Source organism: Shouchella rhizosphaerae (assembly GCF_900142675.1).
Classification (GTDB): domain Bacteria; phylum Bacillota; class Bacilli; order Bacillales; family Bacillaceae_D; genus Shouchella; species Shouchella rhizosphaerae.
On the sequence record NZ_FRBS01000004.1, the window covers coordinates 395500 to 416251 of the forward strand.

Consider the following 20752-nt stretch of genomic DNA (forward strand, 5'->3'; position numbering starts at 1 on the left):
CAACTTTGTTGGCTTCATTCCTAAAATCTAGTATACTAACAACACGATTTAATGAGGAGGATTGACATCGATGTATGCCTGTAAAGTCACTTGCAGGACAACGCTTTACCACGATTTCGGCAATGGCACTCCTAACCTCGCCTCTACAAAAGCGCTGTTCCACGCCCATTATCAAAACCCTGTGTCTGATTGCCTCCGTGTTACGGATCTCTCAAACTATAAACATTGGAAAAACCAATTCAACGAAGTCGCGGCCACTGCACTCGTAGAAGTGCTTGTCCCCTATGAGCGTCATGTCGATTTCATCGAAGACTATGAATCACTGGCTTGCCGCCTATCACGCCGCCTTCTTCCTATTAAAGGGGCAGCGATACAAGTTATTGAAAGCGAATGGCTCACTCCCAATCGTAGCGAAGGATTTTATCGAGAAAGCCAGCCTAAAAAGAAAATCTAGTAGAGGGCACACTCATGGCATATGTAGATTTCCATCAAAATGAGTAAGGAGGTGGCAGCTAAAAAAACATATCTGCCTTTTGCCGATACCAACTAGGGATGATTTCCGTAAAATCATGATGATCATTCACCACGTCAAGAGAGTAGGCCAATAGCGTGTCATACTGTTCTTCGCTAGTCCGCTTTCCCCAAACGATGGCAGACACTATATGCATCGCGCTATACAGGGCATAAAGTTGCCAAAAACGCTCTCCTGGTTTTTCACCGTTATGGTAGCCGTCAATGGCACCAATGGAAAAGGGAATGCTTACTCGAATGGAAAAAAAGCCAAGTTTTTGCAAGTCATGAAGCGGATCGCCAAAGTCGAAGCGGCCAAAATCAACCAAACCGACAAAACGGTTACGGTCAATAATCATATTCGCCGGATGAAAGTCATCGTGTTGGAAACGATTCGGACGCCCTTTCAGCAACCATTCATTTTCTCCAATATAGCCTGTTAACAACTGTTTAAGGGCAGGGTCAAGCTCTTCTATTTTTTCTAGCGCTGACAAATAGCGGTCGCTCTTTTGTTTTTTGGCTATTTCCCAAGAAGGCCAGTCCTGATCCGCTTCTATTTCATGCAGCTTAGCCAGCTCTTGCCCCGCCACAAAACCGATTTGGTATTGCTCCTTTTCAGACAGCGCCGGCAGTGCTTCTTCACCATCTTTTCCCGGCATGTAAGTCAGCACCATATACGCTTTGCCATCAGCTGGCAAGTGGCCAAATGCCAATGCCTTGGGGACGAAATCAGAATGGGCGGCACATGTTTGAACTAGTTCAAATTCTTTTTTACGCCATTCTGCTTCCGTTAACGGAAATAGCCGGACTAGATAGGTTTCATCAAGTACATATTTTTCATCATTGGAAAACCCTTTGACGAGCTGGCGGATAGACTTAGCCCCAGCGACGTACGGAATTCCTTCTAAAGTGTTTTTAAACAAATGACCGCCTCCTTTTCTAAACGAAAACAACTTAGCAATGACCTACCTTGCTTGTTGCCCCGTTTGCTCGTTTGTTGTTTGATCTTCAAAAAATGGTCGATTGCCTGGTCGGAAAACGGAAATCGCAAATAAACAGGCGAGGACAGCCATCGCAAGGGCGAGCACCACAATGGTTAGCCGTAAGGAAAACCAATCAGCCATCACGCCCACCGCTAAAATAAAAAGAATTTGAAAAATGCTTTGGCCTAATTGCATCATGCTTGTAACTCGCCCCATCATTTTTACTGGAATGTGGTTTTGATAAAAAGTCGCCATTCCAGCGTTCACAAATACGTTAAACAAGCCGAGAACGATAAAGCCAGCGGCAATGGACCAAAACGACCAAGAAAACGCGTACATGAGGTAACCTGCTGTCATTAAAAGGAGCCCACTGCCAATCATATGCCGCAACGGAATATGATTGGCAAACAACGCCAAAACGGCGGCGCCAACAATCGAACCGATCCCGGTAATACTAACAAGCAAACTATATTCAACTTGCGATAAACCAACAACTTGCTGTGTAAAGACAACTTCTTGCGTATCCATGGCAAACGAAAACAACATAACTAGCAAAAAAACAACGTAAATGAATGTAATATATTGGTGGTTTCGCAAAAACGCGGCGACAGCAGTAAAATCTTTAGCAACTTGTGCAACCGTTAATTTTGGAACCGTTGCTTGGTTGATTTTCTCTGCCTTTGGCAATAGTGCAAGGAAAATAGCAGCAACGACAAAAAACAAAGCATTTGCCCAAAGTGTCCAGGAAATAGAGGTTGCTAGAATCATAGCGCCGCCAATCGCAGGACCGACAATAAACGCACTCGATGAACAAAACGAGCGAATGGCGTTAAAGCGCTTCCGCTTTTCAACAGGAACGAGCATGGTCGTATACGTCATCGAAGCTGGCGTAAAAAAAGATTGGGCCACACTTAAACAAACAAGAATCGAATAAATAATAGCGATGTTGGGGGCTAAAGGAAGCAAAGCAATAAAAGCGGCCCTAAGTCCGTATGTCACCATCATTACTGCCCGTTTGCTTCGGTAATCAATAAAACTCCCCGTCCAAAATTTCGTGCAAATGTTCACAATTGGGCTAACAATCCACAACCCGGCTACGGCGGCAGCCGAACCAGTCATGTCAAAGACAATAATATTAATCACCACTAAATAAACAAAATCACCAATGTTGGCAATACCGATCGAAGCAAGCAAAATCGCTAACTTGCGCCACTCTTTTTTCTTTTCCATCCTTCCCCCCTGCTTTGCCCTCTATAGGAAAGAATACCGAAGAAAGAACATTCACGCAACCATCTTTTTACAAACAAAAGCCAACCCGAATAGGTTGGCTAATATGCGTTATGCTTCGTTATCAGGGTTGGCGCGTCTGTCAGCAGCGGCAGCCCGTTGTTGAGCCTCTATATCGTCTTGGTCCGCAAGTTCGGCGGAATATTCTTCGTCAATTCCATCACTTATGATTTCCTGTTTTGGCGTTTGCGACAATTTAGCTTTGTCTTTATGTTTATTATTACGAGACTGTCCTCTTGTCAATTCACCATCACTCCTTTGTTCCATAACATTTCCATTCAAATTGCTTTCTATGCATATTTAAAAAGAAACAGAAGAGTGACCCGCTCGTTTTTACAGAAATGACAGTTGGTTTACTCCCCTTTCTGGTAGCTGCTTTCTGCATTCCTTTTTACTTCATCGATCCCTTTTCCAAGCCCTGCATGAATCGTCGCCACATATCCTCCTTCGATTAAAGGTGCGTCGCTAATCATGATCGTTCGGTTCGGCTCAAACTCTTGTGCCATTTCCGCATTCATTTTCGCACTTCCTATATCGTAGAAAACCAAAATATCATGATCACTTGGTATTCTGTCTATAACTGTGCGAATCCGTTCGATGCTTGTGCCGATCTCTCCGTCTTCCAAACCGCCACAAGCATAAATACCAACATCACGGTTTGCTTGTTGCATCAATGCTTGGGCGCCGTCCGCCAGTGCTTCCACATGGGAAATAAGCAAAATCGCTACACGTCTGTCTGCCATACATCACTCACCTGCCTTCATTGTGTTGCATAGCGTTTTAAACAAATAATAGCTTGAGACTGCCCCAGGATCGATATGGCCTACTGACTGCTCGCCTAAAATCGCGCCCCGGCCACGTTTGACGACCATATCCTTCGTTGCTTCCATCCCTTCTCTAGCAGACGCTTCCAACTGGTTCCAATCCATGCCGGTTTCCTTTGCTTCATTCGCCACCGTGGACCAAACATCAAGAAGTGTCCCTTCTCCTGGCGCGGCCTTTCCGCGCTGGGCGATGCCTTCAGCTGCTTGTTTGAGAGCAACCACCATCGTCTCATCATCAAGTGTCTGTTTTCCTTTGCATGCAGCGGACATACGTAAAAACGCGGTACCGTATAAAGGTCCTGACGCTCCTCCTACTTTTGAAATGAGAATGGTAGCGACTTTTTGCAGCAATGCCGCCGGCTCATCCTCCTCCTTTATGTTTGGCAGCTCGGAAAGCACTGCTTGAAAGCCGCGATGCATGTTAATGCCATGATCCCCATCCCCTAATGCTTGGTCTAATTTCGACAATTCGTCTCTGTTGTCCGCAATAACAGCCGCCAGTTCTGTTAACCATTGTTTAAGCTGTGTTGTATTCATACCGGTTCCTCCTCTGTCAAAATGATCGCCCATTGTTTCAAAAACGAGTTGCTTACGATTGCCATTGCACGGTCCTTGCCTCTGCTTGTAAGTAAGGCGCTAACTCGTCATCGACAACAAACAACGTCAAGGAAATGCCTGCCATATCAAGGCTTGTCATATAATCGCCTACATAGGTGGCATGTATTTTATAGGACTGCTTATCTAGTTCAGCTAGCACGTCACGAGCAAAACTGTACTGCTCTACTAACGGCGTGCTGCCCATGCCGTTAATAAGGACAGCTAGTGGATCAGAGCCAGGCAATTCAGCGGCCACTTTCGACACGAGCAGTTTGGCAATTTCTTGCGATGGAGCGACTTTTTCTCGATACATCCCTCTTTCACCATGTATGCCAATGCCGACTTCCATCTCGTCTTCTGCCAAAGCAAAGCTAGGTTGGTCAACGCCAGGCAATGAACAAGGCGTTAAAGCCACACTCATGCTGCGGATACGGCTTATTGCTTTTTCAGCGACTTCCTTTACTTTCGTTAAACTAGCGCCCGTTTCTGCACAAGCTCCTGCAATTTTATGGACAAGAACCGTGCCAGCGATGCCACGCCGTTGTGCTGGATCAGCCACAGCTACATCATCGTTAACGACCACCATTTCTGTCTGAATACCTTGTGCCTCAGCCATTTCCATCGCCATTTCTGCATTCATTCGATCGCCGTTGTAATTTTTTATGACAAGAAGCACACCTTTTCCTTGGTTGGCTGCTTCAATCGCCGCTAAAAATTGATCAGCCCCTGGCGAAGTAAAGACTTCACCGCATACGGCAGCATCGAGCATCCCTTGACCAACATAACCTGCATGAGCAGGCTCATGGCCACTGCCCCCTCCGCTAATAACACCGACTTTATCCGTTTTTGGCTGCTTACGGACAACCACATTGCTATTTGGAAGGCGTTTCAATTGACTCGTATGAACAGCAGTAAACCCATCTAGGAAATCGGACACTAACTGATTCGGATCGTTCAACAATTTTTTCATTTTTATATTCCCCTCTCCTTAATGAGCAAATCGATGCTTATCATATAATTATTCGCATACATCTATATTCCCTGCCGCGCCAATCAGTAATCAAATGATCTGTGACAGTTTTTCTAATCCCTTAATTGCGAAATGCCTTAAAGATCTCAGCGAACAATCATATGAACATTTGTTTCACATTTTTAAGAGTCGTTTGATTGTATAATCTGTATAAAAGTATATAAGCAAAAACGGTTAAGAAAGGATGATGACAACTGAGCAACTACGCGAATAAACAAGCTTTGATTGATGAAATAATGAAAAGAGCAACGTTATTCATGAATGAATTTCATGCTATTGATGATCTTGATAAAGATGTATTCGTAAAAGAAGTGGACCGAACGCCAGCCCAGATGATTGCCTACCAATTAGGCTGGATCAATTTAATCCTCTCTTGGGAACAAGATAATAAGGATGGAAAGCACGTCATAACACCAACGGAAAATTATAAATGGAATAACCTTGGTGGCCTTTATCAACGTTTTTACGACAAATACGCAGCGTGTTCCCTTGAAACATTAATTGACCTGTTTCAACAAGATGTTTATAAAATCGTTCAATTAGTTGAGAGCTATAGCGACGAAGAATTATTTGAACCAGGTGGTAGACAATGGGCGACTTCTACGCCAGCCAATTGGCCCATTTGGAAATGGATTCATATCAATACAGTGGCTCCATTTAAAAGCTTTCGAACGAAAATTAGAAAGTGGAAAAAGATGAAAGGGCTAGGATCAAAGTAACCGAAATATCTAAAAATAGTTATTCAAAAAGTGTAGTTTTTTATGATTACTATTTGATTCAAGTTCGCTGTACCTATTTAAACTTCTATTAATATTGAGATCTTAAAAACGGATTGGCTTAGGATAGACATCTATAAAAAGTTAATCCGTTTTCATTTTGTGCGCTCATTTCCCATAAAAACACAGTGTTATGAATCATCTCCTATCGATCCCCTTTTAACGCCATTTAATGGTCATCCCCTCCTCTACTTAATGGATTGCTGAACCTTTTCACTTCACCAACGCATACGCCACACCAATATAGTAAACCGGATAACTAATAACAAAAAAATATTTTCACACATTTTTAAGGGTTGAATTCTTATTAAAAAAGTCATACAATCAATATTGTTAACCAGTTAATAAAATAAAGATAGGTGAATCAAATGAATAAAAAAGAACAAGCACTCGAAGCACTGGAACAAGTCATTAAAGAAAGAGAAGCCGCTGACAGAAGAAGGAAGGCAATGAAAGGCAGCCAGGAGGAATCGATTGTTTCTGATTGGACACTGACTCAATTACACATTGTGGCGATTGTAAAAGAACAAGAACGAGCAAATAATACCATGCTCGCAGAACATTTAAACGTATCGAAGCCAGCTATTACAAAAGCAGTAAAGAAATTATTGGATCAGCAAATCCTGGAGAAGACACAACAAGCAGATAACAAAAAAGAAGTATATTACCGTCTAACGAAATCAGGAGAGATGCTCGCCTTTATCCATAGTCAATTGCATGAACAGGCAAGGAATCGCTATATGCGCATCTTTGCTGAATTTAATTCAACAGAATTAGAGACAATTATTCGTTTTTTACATGCTCTTGCAGAAAATATCAAGTCACATTAAAAATGGAAGAAGGAAACGAGGTATGTTACGGCAACAGGCTTATGGAAAAATGCTTATACTATCTTTGTTGAGCATTAGCAGTTTTTTCGCTTCCTTGAATCAAAATATTTATACACCGGTCATTCCCCTTATTCGAGATTCTTTTAACGTGTCGATTCATTGGGTAAACTTCACAGTGAGCAGCTTCATTCTGACTATAGCGCTTGTACAAATCTGTTTAGGCTCAGTGGTCGATCGAAAAAATCAGAAAAGGTTATTAATACTAGGTGTTGTCTTAATGGGGATCTCGACGACCATTTGTGCGTTTACAGATGATTTTCTGCTCTTTACAATTTGTAGGCTCATTCAAGCGGTTGGTGCTGGAATTATTCCACTGGTAACAATCACTATGATTTCACACGTATTTGAAGGGGAAGAAAGAGGAAACGCAATGGGTACTTATCAAATCGTACTGACTCTTGCCCCAGCGCTTTCTCCAGTACTCGGCGGATTAGTAGGAGAGTACTTTGGTTACGAAGGAATCTTTCTATTTCTTTCGGTTATTTGTGTTATATTGCTTTTGTCTATGATGTACGGACTTCCTGACAGCGGTTATAAAATAGAGTATTCACAAAAGCAAGACCATTTTTTACAGACGTACCGTTCCGTTTTTTCTAATCGTGTTGTTTTTATGATGATGTTGATAAGCTTCTTTGTATTTTTTATATACTTTGCCATTCTCGTGTTTTTACCACTATTACTTCGGGATCATTATCACGTTGATTTACAATATATCGGATTATTGTATTTACCTCTAACTGTAAGCATGATTTTAGGCAGTGTGCTCTTTAAAAAGTTACAAAGAAAAATAGCATTAGGTAAGCTGTATAGAGCCACTCTGTTTGTCATGCCAGCGTTGATTATCCTTTTTGGCATATTCCATACGAAAACGATTATCGGTTTAAGCACGTTGTTGTTTTTATATGGCGTCACTATCGGTTTTGCGCCCCCATTGTTTTCGACAATGATCAGTAATAAAATTTCAGAATATAGAGGTGCTGCCTTAGGAATGTTTAATTTTATCCGTTATTCTGGCATGGCCATCGGCGGTATGTTTACAGGATTCAGTCAAGTTCTACCGAGTACACTTATCTTTATTTCTTTAGGCATTTTGCTTTTGATTGTTTCACTATGCCAGTATCCTCTTTTCATGAGAAAAGATTTGTGACAGACTGAAGTCTCCTATTTTATTTTCAAGGCTAGAATCGTTGATTTCTTTTTTGTTAGGATAACTTTCTCCTGTATTTGGAGGTGGTCGTCACATATTTTATAGGTATTGACTTTTGACGAGCCAAGAGGGGGCGGGTGTAGCAAAATTGTCAACTCCTTAAATTCCTTCCGTTCGCTCCAGTCAGACATTTACCGTTGACAATTGCCACTTTTTTTCTTCTGCAGCAAGTTTCACTTTGGCCCAAGAAAAAATAAAAAGAGCAGCACATGCTGCCCTTCCGATCTTCAACAATCGCGCCCGATTACGGTATAACTTCTATCCCACTAAATCACTCAGCATCGTTATTTTTATCATATAAATCCTTTATAGGTATTACGTCGGTTTTATCTTTATATTGTATAGTTACCTTATCTTCATCCGTTAGTTTTTTTTCCTTACCATTGTACAATAATAATGTGTTTTCATCTGCAAATGTGAAGGTAATGCCACTCCCATTTTTTAAGAGTTTCGCTGGAGTAGAAAAATCGTCCCTTTTTTCATATACAACTATAGTATCTGTATATCCCTCATCTGTTTTTGCATCTGTTAAAATTATATAATGATTGTCCTTTTTTGCTTTGAATAAAAGTGTAGCCATCATGCCTTGGTTCTGAATGTTTGTTTCAACATTACTGGAATTTGTTAACCACATATTTACAAAAACGAAGTAATAAGCAGTTATCAGAACAAAAAACATTGCTAGTAGTGAAGATACGATAACTAAGATCTTTTTTCTATTTTTAGAGCGTACCTTTTTGAAATAATCAATGTTCCTTTTATCCTTTCTTCTCTCATTTTCATCTTCTGAAAATAAATCTCCCTTCATTTTGTTTAAATAATTTCGGCATTCTTCACATTGATCCATATGTTTTTCTATCTGTTCGTTTGTTTCTTCACTTGTTAATTTATCAATATAAGCAGGAGCCAAATCTTTAAATACACTATGTTTCATAACCTTACTCACCCTTTCTTAGTTCAAGTTTTGCCCTATGAAAAGTTACCCTTGCCCAGTTTTCCGACCTCTCAAATATCGAACCAATTTCTTTAAACGATAAGTCACCCAACAATCTTAAGTAAAGTATTTCTCTTTTATCCTCACTGAGTTGATGAGTCTTTTTAAAAAACATGATTTTATCTTCGTTTTTTATATACTCATTTTCCAGGTCATACAATGTTGTATTTTCATTTTTTAATGAATCCTTCAATTGCTGTTTTTTATTTTTATGGTTTAACTCTTGTAACCAAACGTTTTTAGCAATAGCACAAAGCCACGTGGAAAACTTGGTTTTACCATTATCGTGAAATTTATTAATGGATTTAATCGCTTGATAAAATGTTTCTTGAGTTAGCTCCTCTGCTAAATCAAGGTTGTTTGTCAAAGTTAACAAGTATTTAAAAATAAAATCCCCATAATCTTGGTATATATTGTCCTTATCCACTGCCACCCTCCCTATTCTGCCCATTCACCTATGTATCACAAAATTATTGATTTCGTTACAACATTTTTTAATAAAAAAGGGCGCGCGCTCTTGAACTTGTCCAATTAAGTATAACCTGTCCACATTCAAGCCTCCAGAAAGGTGTTTAAGAGCTATTTACCCAAATCCTTATACTGCCCTTACTGTTGAAGTCCCTTAACAAACATGTTACGCTCATTTTATCGTTCGATAAAATCGAGGAGGGGCGTTAAGATGTTTTTAGCAATCAATGAAATGAAGCATTCCAAATTACGCTATGCCTTGGTGATAGGTGTCATGTTCTTGATTGCCTATTTGGTCTTTTTTTTAACGGGATTAGCCTATGGCCTGGCACAGGAAAATCGCATGGTTGTCGATAAATGGGACGCCGATCACATATTATTAGCGGAAGAATCAAATAACAATTTAAACATGTCAATGGTCTCAACCAATGTATTTAACGACGTTTCCGCTGATGAGAAAGCGATTTTAGCGCAAACGGCCGGTGTGATTACACAAGAAGATGTCGATGAAAAGGTCAATGTTCAGTTTTTTGGCATTGTGCCAGATCAATTTTTAGTCCCGAACATAATTGAGGGAGAAATGTTTACAAACGACAATGAAACGGTCGCAGATGTGAGCTTAAAAGAGCAATACAGCCTGTCATTAGGGGATCGTATAACATTAGCAGGCAACGATAAAGAATTGACAATCGTTGGTTTTACGGAAGATGCAAAGTTCAATGTATCCCCAGTTTTATACACGTCAATCAGGGCTAACCAAGAAATTCGTTTTGATCAGCCAGAAACAGTCGATGAGGCGCCTATTAATGCAATTGTGACGAGAGGGCAACTGAATGACACGCCTGATGAGTTAGAAACAGTAAATATCGCCACTTTCATCAATGAACTTCCTGGTTACAGTGCACAAGTACTAACGTTTGGGTTTATGATTGGATTTCTCATTATCATTGCTGCCATTGTGATTGGCATATTTGTTTATGTGCTGACTATGCAAAAGTCGGAAATTTTTGGGGTAATGAAAGCCCAAGGCATTTCTAGTCGATATATCTCAACTTCTGTTATTGCGCAAACGTTCTTATTAACAGCATTAGGTGTCATGATCGGCTTGCTGTCCACATTGGGTACATCCTTGCTGTTGCCAGAAGCGGTGCCTTTCCAAATAAAGATCGAATTTTTCACAGGAATTAGTGGGCTCATCATAGTCATCGCTGTTTTAGGTGCATTTTTCTCAGTAAGAAGCATCGTAAAGATTGATCCATTGAAAGCAATTGGATAGGAGTGGAAACATGGGGGCAATTGAATTTAAACAAGTGAAAAAAACGTTCAAAGATGGGGCTCATATAATTGAAGCGTTAAAGAAAACAGATTTCGCGGTAGAAAAAGGAGAGTTTGTCGCTATTATCGGCCCATCTGGTTCTGGAAAGAGCACGTTTCTAACGATTGCCGGGGGATTGCAAGCGCCTTCCGAGGGAGAAGTATTGATTAATGGTAACCCTTTTAGCAAAAAGAAAGAACAAGAGCGCGCCAAACTAAGATTTAAAGAGATTGGTTTTGTTTTACAATCATCAAACCTTGTGCCATTCTTGACCGTACAACAACAACTACAGCTTGTTGATAAAATCAGCAAAGAAAATAGAAAGCAAACAGCCGACAACCTCTTTACACAATTAGGAATTGACCAATTGAAAAAGAAATACCCAGAAGAGCTTTCTGGCGGTGAGCGTCAACGAGTCGCCATCGCTCGGGCTTTGTACCACGATCCAACGATCATTTTAGCCGATGAGCCGACCGCAAGCTTGGACACAGAAAAAGCGTATGAAGTTGCTGAGATTTTGGCAAAAGAAACGAAAAAAAACAATAAAGCGACGATTATGGTCACCCATGACACACGTTTAATCGATTATTGTGACCGTGTACTAATCATGAAAGACGGGATTTTGAAAGAAAAAATATAGCAAAGGCAATTGTTCGCTGAGCCATTGCCTTCCTCTCACAGCCCCGGTGTTGAAGCAGGTAACATTAAACTCAATTTCTAGGTGATGAAACATGTATGATGAAATTTTAGATGTGGCTGAAACATTATTTATGCAACAAGGCTATCAGGCTACATCGACGAGACAAATTGCTGATACGTTAGGCATTACTCAGCCCAACTTATACTACTATTTCAAGAAAAAAGAAGAAATTTATTATCATGTCATGCTCCGCTTGGCCACAGAGGTATCTGGAAATTTAGAACGGATGTCTTCAAATAATGAACAGCCCTTTGAAGAGAAAATACGAAACATGGTTTATTATTTGCAGCAACGCCATCCCTTTAATCTGTTTATGATGTTGCATGATATCCAACATACGTTATCGCCAGACATTGCAGACAAATTATTTGTCCTTTGGACCACGTCCTATAAAAAGCCGTTTATTGAGTTGCTCACAGAAAGTAAATTGCAGCTAAGAAGTAACATTGATCCAGAATTTGCGGTAAGTCAATTGTTTATCTCAATTTCCTCTTACTTTCGTTCCCCTCAGAAAGAGGGGCAGATAGACCGAGCGATTGATCTATTTTTATATGGAATATTGGATGAATAGAATGAATCAGCCTAGATTCGAGCATACAGCTATCTAGGCTGATTGACTGTACCGATCAGTTACCAGATTAGTTCGGCCGCCGAGGTTCACTTTTTTGATAAACGTTTATAGTGGATGGAACAGGCAGTTTTGTATGGTTTAATTTAAGCATAAATATCCTTTGCTGGTGTTACGTGTCTAATGCCGATTACTCCATCGTACTGTTGAGATGGAATAAGTTTGCGTTTATCTACTCCGGCTTCACGTTCAGTTTGTTCATGGTTATACCACTTGTGGGGATCCTTGTTTTTGAAAGACTCACATATAATATCATGATTGTTTGTAGAAAAAAGATGGTTTTCAAGGCTATTTTTTGAATGACTTTTTATGTTATAAGGTTTGCCCTTATTATTTGCAGCACTGCCCTCCTTCATATAAATCCCCAAATGATAGCTATTGTTGTACCTTTCTGAATAAAATTCACCTAGCGATTTTTCATTTAGCCAACCCTGACTTAATGAATTGTTTTTTCTAATATGGTAGTTGTGCGCCCAAATGATAAACTTTTCTTCAGGCCATTTGTTTACTAGAAAAGAAAGATGCTCAAACATATACTTATCAGGATAATAAGAATACATGTTAAAATTCATTAAACATAGTTCTAACAAGTTCATTCTATTCTCGATAGCTCTTAGCATGAACATGTAGGTAGCCTCATCAATAACGTGATTTAACATAACTTCTTGTTTCATATCTGTTAAAAATGCATATACACGACCATAGATCAAATCTAGTCTTTTCTTCGTCGATAACATTTTCTTTCTCATAAACGTTCTAGCAGTTATTGTATCCACCGTTTTCTCAGCATCAGAAAAATCATTCGCTAAACCGTGATTATATTTATCTAAAATTGGAAAAATGTAATTATGCAAAGAATGATTTTGGTATTGAATATCGATACCAAAAGCCGTTAACTCCCTATTTTGGATGATTTTAAATAACTCTAATAACTCTTTCGTATGCCACACCTCGGGCAATGAATCCATTAAAAATGATTTAGTGGACAACTGATGTTTATTATGATTGGCAATCGCTATTTCCCCCATACCGCCCTCAAAGACAATCTTATTAAAACCAAACTGTTCATGAAGGTATTCAACCATCTTTAATTTTAGTTTTTGTATTTCAAAAACGCCATGCCCATTTTCACCAAGAAAAATGATTTTCTTTTCTTTAAAAACATCGTTATATATAATTAATTCCTTATCTAATTGTTGTAGATTCATAAAATAACTCCTTAACACGAAATTCTTGACGCTCCCCTTTATTTTTTGGGGTGTTTACTCGATAAGAATGTTTTGATGTTTTCTTGTTACTATATGATTTAATTTGTAAAGTTGGTCGTTCGTATTTGAAAATACCATTTAGTAATCTATAATAAATTTGATTAATGGACAGTGCTAAAAGGAAGGAGAAGGCATGAATATCAATTACTTAACGTTAAGAAGCTTTTTAGAAATTGCCAAGCACTTAAATTTTAGTAAATCCGCACATCAACTAAATATATCTCAGCCTGCTCTGAGTCAGAAGATAAAGGCATTGGAAGAGGAACTTGGCGTGCTGCTGCTTAACCGTTCTAAAAACCAAGTCACTTTGACAAAAGAAGGAGAATTTTTATATCGGACGTTGGTTCCGTCATTTACGAATATTGATAGTTCCTTTAAACATTTACAACAATTTAAAAGTGTGCCGAAACCTGTTTTACATATTGCAGCCACCCCTTCAGCAGCTATGAGCATTGTGCCGACTTTAATTAAAAGACTAAAAGAGCAACATCCATTACTGGAATTCAACATATTAGAGACGTTGTCTAGCCAAGCGCTTGATTACATAAAAAAAGGCGACTTTGATATGGCACTTATACGTACACCTTTAGATATTTCTGCTGAGTTTCAACAGCCATTAAGATGGCGTACCGTTACTCGTTCTCCCCTATCCGTTGCTGTTGCAAAGGAACATATAATTTCTGGTTATAATGAAGTGGATTTGAATGAACTTAAAGAGGAAGACTTTTTGCATTACGACCCTAAAACATCTTCCACCTTATATTATCTTATGGAATATGCATGTATGTCAGCAGGATTTTCACCTAAAATCGTTGCAAAAGGGGCCGAGTTTATGAGCCGGGCTGTATTGATTTCTAACGGTATTGGCATTTCCATTATACCGGAAGATATGATTCAGCTATACAGCGCTTATGAAATTAAAGCTGTGCCTATAAAAGACATCTCCGTTATGAGTTCTATTTCAATGGTTTGGAACGAATCAAGGGATAATGACATTTTAAGAGATGCAAGAAAGGTAATAAATGAAAGTTTTTCAGCACCTATTAGCTCAGCTTATAACCATATATGAAATTCGTATTTCCTATAACTAATTTGATTTGCTATATTGATTTTTGTAACCGATTACAAAGAAGGGATGGAAAAGGATGAAGGAGATTAACGTATTATTATATGGATTAGGACCTATTGGTCTCGAAGTTTTTAAAAGTTGTACACGTTCTAATAACATTACAGTGATTGGCGGGGTAGACATTGACCCGAATAAAGTCGAGAAAGATTTGGGTGAAATAGCTGGCCTTTCAAATACGGGAATTAAAGTGACTAGTTCATTAAGCAACATTCCACATGGAGCAAATCATTCTGTTGCTCTCCATACAACCGGTTCAAGTGTTCCACAAGTTTGGCCACAAATTAAATCTCTGTTAGACCATGGCTATTCTGTTGTATCTTCTTGCGAGGAACTTTCGTTTCCATGGGTGAGATATCCTGAGTTAGCTAAGGAGATTGATCAATACGCAAAAGATAAAGGGCTTTTTGTCATTGGAACAGGCGTTAACCCAGGTTTTGTCATGGATTCTCTTGCTGTATTTACATCAGCAGTTACGAGAGATATCGAGAGTATTCACATTTCCAGAAAAGTGGACGTTTCCAAACGGCGCATACCTTTGCAACAAAAAGTCGGTGTTGGTAAAACGGTGGAAGAATTTAATGCACTTGCAGAAGAAAATAATATTGGGCATGTCGGTCTTGAGGAGTCCCTTCGATTAATTTTAAATGGACTGGGTCTCAGTCAGGAAAAAATAAAAAAATCAATTAAACCGACAGTTACTTCAACCGACCTAGAGTTATCCTCTGGTCATGTTGGTAAAGGAAGAGTAAGTGGTTTACACGAAACAGCAGTAAGCAGTGGTACTATTCCTATTACCTTAGATCTGGTGATGTCAGTCAACGTGGAGGAAATCGACCGCATCATTTTTGAAAGTAAGGACCTTGGACATTTGGAATTTACCATACCCGGAGGATTATTTGGGGATACCGTTACAGCAAATGTGCTGGTTAATGTAGCACAATCACTAATGTTTTATCGTCAACAAGGTTTAAGAACAATGACTGACATCCACACAGTCCGTAATATACTCGATTACGAAAAACTCAGCTAACGACCTTCAATATTTTTAAATATTTTCGAATTTACGGCATGTACCGGTTCCTCTTTAGAAATAGAGAACTAGGAGTCGGTGGAACAAGCGAGTTGATTCAACTAACAACTTAGTAAAATGCGGAAGAAGGAGCTCATCATAAGCCCATGACGTTGTAAGACGATGCTGTCAATATTCGTCGTGTAGGCAATAATGGTGAGCCCCTTCCTTCTGAATGAAGTATCGCTTCATACTCTTTCAAGGTTGTTTTTAAAATAGATTTCTTAGATTTTATGGTACAATTACAAAGTTTGGTACCCTATATAAAAAATCTATTTGTATTTTGTTAATAAGGAGGAGGGACTATGAAGGATTCAAAACTTAACATGTATGGAGGCGCTATCGGCGGCAGCTTCCCTTTATTGATTTTTATTGTTGGCATGATTGTTCTCACTTTTTCGGGAAATGGGGGAATGACTTCATTTTGGGCAATAGGCTGGTTAGCTTTTTTTCTCGGAATCTTCTTGGCAAAAAATAAAAGTGACTACTGCGCTGCACTCATAAGGGGTGTTGCTAACAGCAACGGCGCTGTGGTTATCACATTATATTTGTTTGCAGGAGTTTTTGGGCAAATCTTGACAGCTGGGGGCCTGATTGAAGGGTTGCTCTGGGTGGGATTGGAAGTAAACGTACAGCAAAATTATTTTGCGTTGTTAGCCCTTTTATGTACGATGTTTTTTTCCTTAGCTACTGGTTCCTCGGTTAGTACAGCAGCAGCTCTTACACCTGTACTTTATCCTGCTGGTATTTTATTAGGAGCAGACCCTGTCATGTTAGCAGTAGGGATTTTAGCCGGTGCTGGTTTTGGAGATAACGTCTCCCCTCATTCGGATACGACTATTGCCTCTGCTGCCACACAAAATGCTAGTATTAGAGAAGTTGTTTTAGCTCGTATGCCAATGGTTATTATTGCTGCGCTAGTTTCCATGCTTATCATATTCTTGACAGGTGGAGGCGGCGAAGTAGTAAGTGCACAACAAATGGGAGTGGATGTAGACCCATCAGGGCTTCTTATGTTTATTAGTGTTTTAGTGCTTATTACAGCAGTATTCCTTAACAGGCATATGATTGAAGCATTTGTGTGGGGAATTGTATCTGCTGCTTTATTAGGCATTCTAAATGGCTCAATTGTATTATCCGATTTCTTCCACATCCCAAAAGAAAGCGGTGTCTCATCTGGACTTATTGAAGATGGGATCTTAAGTATTAGCAATACGATGATTTTTGTGTTGATTATCTTAGCTATCACTCAAATTATGGTAGAATCAGGGGCGATTGACCGCATTTTGGACTTTGTTACTAAAAAGGTTGCAAAAGGGGTACGTTCTGCAGAATTATCTATCATTTTTGTTACGACGCTTATTTCTACACCTATTTCGCATAATACAGTTGCAGCGTTACTTGTTGGACCAGGATTTGTTAGAAAAATTGGCGATAGGTTTAATCTGTCACCGTCCCGAAAAGCCATCCTGATGGATTGTTCTGTCACAACCCTTTATTTCACGATTCCGTGGCATAGCACGATCATCACATGGTACGGACAGCTATCCTTAGCGGCTAATAAATGGGGAATTCCATTGCCAAATATTTTAACTTCATTCCTTAATCCGTACGCCTGGTCTCTTTTTATCATCATTGTTATTGCTGCCATTACAGGCTGGAAACGAACTTATGCTACTCAAAAGGATGATGAAAGCACGGCGATATGAGTATGTGCTAAACAGGGTAGCGTTCAGTCGTGCCGTTTTTATTTAAAAAATTGTCAATTCAAGCGCAACAGTTCATGGGTAACCTGCCTCGTGGGCTGTTCGCCATCGTAAGCATTTTCTTAGTTGGCCATTGATAGAATCAATACAAGCAAAATCCGTCCCTTCGGGTAGAACTCTCGCAGAAACCGATTTTCATTCTCGTTACTGCCTCTTGGCCAAGAAGAATAAGGATCCGCAAAATAAAGGAAAGAGTTTGTTTACTCGATGGATGCATAACAAGCAAACTCTTTTCCACGCTCTACGGTGGCTGTTTGAATGGCGTATTTAGGTAAAGAAGTTTTCAGCTTTCAAATGGCTTCCTCCGTAGAGACGGCCATGTCCAGTTCCCAATGGCCAAATGTCTGTCGTTTTCGGATCTCTTTAAGCCGCTGCTTGATTGATGGACTGGACCAACAGTGAACGCCCACGGGGGCATAGTGTTTTTGGTTTTCCATTGACGACGACGCAGCACAGACGCTGTCCGTTGTAAACGCCCTTGATAGACCCACCACAGACTCTTTCTTTCTTATTCCTTTGGCTGAATCTTGGTGAGAAACCTATTCGACTCTACTAGTTTATTCATTTGTTACATAACCATCAAGAACTAACATTCGTTTCTGCCTTTATCTTCTGAATACCAAACATCAAAATGAAATGTAAAAAATCAAGATTAGGAAACATTACCTTCACTAATCTCGATTTTTTAAGAAATCCTATTCAAAGTCTTCACTTAGAATGTCTACACGTTCTTCAAAAGATACCTCCCGATGAATTTCATGCAACATCCACACGTAACCATTGCTATCAGAAAACATCGCATTGGAGACGCCCATTTTTTCAATTCTTGTGACAGGCTGAATTTCTTTTACATTTGCTGCAATTGCTTTCGCATAGGTTTCTTTAATATCTGGAACCACGATATTAAACCAAAATGATTGTGTGTCACCTTCTTTTGGGGCAAAAAGTTGATATTCATGATTTTCATCAAGCATATGGAAACGTGTACCATAGATATTAAATACTGCTTCGTTATTTCCAACTTTAAAATTTGTCTCCTCTACTACCTCAACATCAAAAATAGCTTTGTATTGCTCCAAAGCAGCTTTACTGTCTTTTACAACAAAATCGAATTCAACTCCATGAAACATTTGACCACTCTCCTATAATTTAGCTTCGCCTTTTACAATTCCTTCAATCATATTCTGCGATAAAATTTATTATATAGCCTGCTTTAAATATTTTATTAAATCATATGGACAAAAACATTACATTTGTTTTCAGCATGTTAATCTAATGATTACCATTGACCTTGATATTTTGATTCAATTATTCAGTCCATATAAGAGTAGGTCTTATTTATAACAGAGTCAAGTCGTTTACTTTGTTCGCAATATTGTTCCAGAATATGACTGATTGTGGTATAAGCTTATTTTACTTTCTCCTCCCCTTTAAACAAAGCATATCTACAGGGGTATGTTAAGTCCTTACCACTCTGGCTAATTCCCATTTGGTAAAATGGCTTATAAACAGTACTTCGATAAGAATTAAAAAGAGAGATATTGCTTTTACACAATATCCCCTTTTCTTTTGGTCGAGATCCTATTCATTTATACGTACCATCAAAATGCCTTCAAATCAACGTTTTCACTTCAAATGCTCTCGGTGAATTACTCCCACTCAATCGTGGAAGGCGGCTTGCTCGTAATGTCGTACACAATCCGGTTGACATGTTCGACTTCGTTGACGATCCGGGTGGAGATGATTTCAAGCACATCCCATGGAATGCGCGCCCAATCTGACGTCATGCCGTCAATGGAAGTAACGGCGCGGATGCCGACGGTGTAATCGTATGTGCGTGTGTCGCCCATGACGCCAACGCTGCGCATATTCGGCAGTGCCGTAAAGTATTGCCAAATTTCGCGGTCAAGCCCGGCTTTTTTGATTTCTTCACGCAAGATTGCGTCTGATTCACGGACAATTTTTAGCTTCTCATCGGTAATTTCGCCGAGGACGCGAATGCCGAGGCCTGGGCCAGGGAATGGTTGGCGCCATACGATCTCATCTGGAATGCCAAGTTCTGTGCCAAGAGCACGCACTTCGTCTTTAAATAGCGCATTGAGTGGCTCAATTAATTCAAACGCCATGTCTTCTGGCAAGCCGCCAACGTTATGGTGCGATTTAATCGTTTGGGCCGTGTCTGTTCCTGACTCAATGATATCGGTGTAGAGTGTTCCTTGAGCGAGGAAGTCCATTTTCTTATCTTTTAGTTTTGCTGATTCTTCATCAAAGACGTAAATAAATTCGTTGCCGATAATTTTCCGTTTTTGTTCTGGATCGGTGACGCCTTTTAATTTAGTCAAGAACCGTTCTGATGCGTCAATTTTGACGACATTCATGTTAAAGCCTTGGGTGAATGTTTCCATGACGCTTTCTGCTTCCCCTTTGCGAAGCAAGCCATGGTCAATGAACATGCATGTCAATTGATCGCCAATTGCTTTATGGATGAGCACCGCTACTACAGAGGAGTCAACGCCACCGCTTAATGCACACAGTACGTGGCGGTCGCCAACTTGTTCGCGGATTTTCTTGATTTCCTCTTCAATGAAGTTTTCCATTGACCAATCGCCTTTAGCGCCGCAAATGTCAAAAGCAAAGTTTTTCAAAAGGTCATTGCCAAATTCGGAATGGCGCACTTCTGGATGAAACTGCACGCCGTACAAGTTGCGGGACTCGTCGCTCATAGCTGCAACTGGGCAAGAAGGATTGGAAGCGTCGACGGTAAAGCCCTCTGGCGGAGCCACAATTTTGTCGCCATGGCTCATCCAGACGGTTTGCTCAATGGGCAAGCCTTTAAAGAGCGGCGATTGGTTTTCGACATTTAGTAACGCTTTTCCGTATTCACGATGGGAAGCCTTGTCGACTTTGCCGCCAAAGTGGTGCGTCATTAATTGGACGCCATAACAAATCCCTAAAATCGGAATGCCTAAATCATAAATGGCAGGGTCGCATTTAGGAGAGCCTTCTACATACGCGCTGTTAGGCCCGCCCGAAAAGATAATGCCGATTGGGTTCATTTCTTTTAATTCATCCGCCGTCAGTTTGTGCGAATGCAGTTCGCTATACACACCGAGGTCGCGGATACGTCTTGTGATCAGTTGATTGTATTGCCCACCAAAGTCAAGGACAACAATCGTTTCATGATTCGTTACTTGCATGCAGCTTCACCCTTTGCTAAAGAAATTCTATATAGGAAAAAATCAATCACTATCGCAAATAAAACGGCTACAAGAGCAATCGCCCCTCGGCATTGCCTTTGCAGCCATATAAAT

21 protein-coding genes are annotated in these 20752 nt (G+C 39.9%); 10 read left to right on the forward strand and 11 right to left on the reverse strand.

All coding sequences use genetic code 11. The features are described 5' to 3' along the window. Positions 1 to 70 precede the first annotated feature (70 nt). Positions 71 to 454, forward strand: a complete 384-nt coding sequence (locus BUC05_RS13655) for a hypothetical protein (RefSeq protein ID WP_011245813.1) — start codon at positions 71 to 73, stop codon at positions 452 to 454. 58 nt (positions 455 to 512) lie between these two features. On the opposite strand, the gene BUC05_RS13660 is transcribed toward BUC05_RS13655, so the two are convergent. The 6 genes from BUC05_RS13660 to dhaK form a co-directional block, all read right to left on the reverse strand. Next, on the reverse strand, positions 513 to 1433 hold the full coding sequence (locus tag BUC05_RS13660; RefSeq protein ID WP_011245812.1) for a phosphotransferase family protein: 921 nt from the start codon (positions 1431 to 1433) through the stop codon (positions 513 to 515). Between the two features lie 42 nt (positions 1434 to 1475). Next, complete coding sequence (locus BUC05_RS13665; RefSeq protein ID WP_011245811.1) at positions 1476 to 2723, reverse strand: MFS transporter; 1248 nt, start codon at positions 2721 to 2723, stop codon at positions 1476 to 1478. Positions 2724 to 2831: 108 nt separating this feature from the next. Next, positions 2832 to 3023, reverse strand: coding sequence for a YfhD family protein (locus tag BUC05_RS13670; RefSeq protein ID WP_011245810.1), 192 nt, complete (start codon positions 3021 to 3023; stop codon positions 2832 to 2834). 110 nt (positions 3024 to 3133) lie between these two features. Then, the gene (dhaM, locus tag BUC05_RS13675; protein WP_011245809.1) at positions 3134 to 3523 is read right to left on the reverse strand and encodes a dihydroxyacetone kinase phosphoryl donor subunit DhaM; all 390 of its coding nucleotides are present in this window, start codon (positions 3521 to 3523) and stop codon (positions 3134 to 3136) included. Between the two features lie 3 nt (positions 3524 to 3526). After that, positions 3527 to 4141, reverse strand: a complete 615-nt coding sequence (gene dhaL, locus BUC05_RS13680) for a dihydroxyacetone kinase subunit DhaL (RefSeq protein WP_011245808.1) — start codon at positions 4139 to 4141, stop codon at positions 3527 to 3529. 52 nt (positions 4142 to 4193) lie between these two features. After that, positions 4194 to 5171 carry a dihydroxyacetone kinase subunit DhaK gene (gene dhaK / locus BUC05_RS13685; protein ID WP_063608825.1) on the reverse strand — a complete coding sequence of 326 codons (978 nt, stop codon included), beginning with the start codon at positions 5169 to 5171 and terminating at the stop codon, positions 4194 to 4196. Positions 5172 to 5488: 317 nt separating this feature from the next. Between dhaK and BUC05_RS13690 the strand changes: the two genes are divergently transcribed. From BUC05_RS13690 to BUC05_RS13700, 3 genes are all read left to right on the forward strand, one after another. Next, on the forward strand, positions 5489 to 5950 hold the full coding sequence (locus BUC05_RS13690; protein ID WP_374757923.1) for a ClbS/DfsB family four-helix bundle protein: 462 nt from the start codon (positions 5489 to 5491) through the stop codon (positions 5948 to 5950). Positions 5951 to 6375: 425 nt separating this feature from the next. After that, a complete protein-coding gene (locus BUC05_RS13695; RefSeq protein ID WP_011245805.1) occupies positions 6376 to 6837 on the forward strand; it encodes a MarR family transcriptional regulator in 462 nt (153 codons plus the stop codon). Between the two features lie 22 nt (positions 6838 to 6859). Continuing rightward, a complete protein-coding gene (locus BUC05_RS13700) occupies positions 6860 to 8044 on the forward strand; it encodes an MFS transporter (RefSeq protein WP_073305073.1) in 1185 nt (394 codons plus the stop codon). Positions 8045 to 8375: 331 nt separating this feature from the next. Here the strand turns inward: BUC05_RS13700 and BUC05_RS13705 are convergent, their stop codons facing one another. After that, positions 8376 to 9038 (reverse strand): zf-HC2 domain-containing protein, encoded by a 663-nt coding sequence (locus BUC05_RS13705; RefSeq protein ID WP_073305075.1) that lies wholly within the window; start codon positions 9036 to 9038, stop codon positions 8376 to 8378. Between the two features lie 4 nt (positions 9039 to 9042). Continuing rightward, the gene (locus tag BUC05_RS13710) at positions 9043 to 9525 is read right to left on the reverse strand and encodes an RNA polymerase sigma factor (protein ID WP_084140061.1); all 483 of its coding nucleotides are present in this window, start codon (positions 9523 to 9525) and stop codon (positions 9043 to 9045) included. A 252-nt stretch (positions 9526 to 9777) separates the two neighbouring features. On the opposite strand from BUC05_RS13710, the gene BUC05_RS13715 reads away from it, so the two are divergent. The 3 genes from BUC05_RS13715 to BUC05_RS13725 all read left to right on the forward strand — a co-directional run bounded on the left by BUC05_RS13715 (position 9778) and on the right by BUC05_RS13725 (position 12152). After that, positions 9778 to 10842, forward strand: a complete 1065-nt coding sequence (locus BUC05_RS13715; RefSeq protein ID WP_011245799.1) for an ABC transporter permease — start codon at positions 9778 to 9780, stop codon at positions 10840 to 10842. Positions 10843 to 10852: 10 nt separating this feature from the next. After that, on the forward strand, positions 10853 to 11521 hold the full coding sequence (locus tag BUC05_RS13720) for an ABC transporter ATP-binding protein (protein ID WP_011245798.1): 669 nt from the start codon (positions 10853 to 10855) through the stop codon (positions 11519 to 11521). Positions 11522 to 11612: 91 nt separating this feature from the next. Further along, positions 11613 to 12152 (forward strand): TetR/AcrR family transcriptional regulator, encoded by a 540-nt coding sequence (locus BUC05_RS13725; RefSeq protein WP_011245797.1) that lies wholly within the window; start codon positions 11613 to 11615, stop codon positions 12150 to 12152. Positions 12153 to 12295: 143 nt separating this feature from the next. On the opposite strand, the gene BUC05_RS13730 is transcribed toward BUC05_RS13725, so the two are convergent. Beyond that, positions 12296 to 13417, reverse strand: a complete 1122-nt coding sequence (locus BUC05_RS13730) for an erythromycin esterase family protein (RefSeq protein ID WP_073305079.1) — start codon at positions 13415 to 13417, stop codon at positions 12296 to 12298. Between the two features lie 193 nt (positions 13418 to 13610). Between BUC05_RS13730 and BUC05_RS13735 the strand changes: the two genes are divergently transcribed. The 3 genes from BUC05_RS13735 to BUC05_RS13745 all read left to right on the forward strand — a co-directional run bounded on the left by BUC05_RS13735 (position 13611) and on the right by BUC05_RS13745 (position 17384). Beyond that, a complete protein-coding gene (locus BUC05_RS13735) occupies positions 13611 to 14546 on the forward strand; it encodes a LysR family transcriptional regulator (RefSeq protein WP_073305081.1) in 936 nt (311 codons plus the stop codon). A gap of 76 nt (positions 14547 to 14622) precedes the next feature. After that, a complete protein-coding gene (locus tag BUC05_RS13740) occupies positions 14623 to 15636 on the forward strand; it encodes a hypothetical protein (protein ID WP_073305083.1) in 1014 nt (337 codons plus the stop codon). 344 nt (positions 15637 to 15980) lie between these two features. Continuing rightward, positions 15981 to 17384, forward strand: a complete 1404-nt coding sequence (locus BUC05_RS13745; protein WP_035204719.1) for a Na+/H+ antiporter NhaC family protein — start codon at positions 15981 to 15983, stop codon at positions 17382 to 17384. A 752-nt stretch (positions 17385 to 18136) separates the two neighbouring features. On the opposite strand, the gene BUC05_RS13750 is transcribed toward BUC05_RS13745, so the two are convergent. Both BUC05_RS13750 and guaA read right to left on the reverse strand, forming a co-directional pair. Further along, positions 18137 to 18571: a VOC family protein gene (locus BUC05_RS13750; RefSeq protein WP_011245792.1), complete on the reverse strand. Its 435-nt coding sequence runs from the start codon at positions 18569 to 18571 to the stop codon at positions 18137 to 18139. Positions 18572 to 19090: 519 nt separating this feature from the next. Continuing rightward, complete coding sequence (guaA, locus tag BUC05_RS13755; protein WP_011245791.1) at positions 19091 to 20638, reverse strand: glutamine-hydrolyzing GMP synthase; 1548 nt, start codon at positions 20636 to 20638, stop codon at positions 19091 to 19093. Positions 20639 to 20752: the final 114 nt, after the last annotated feature.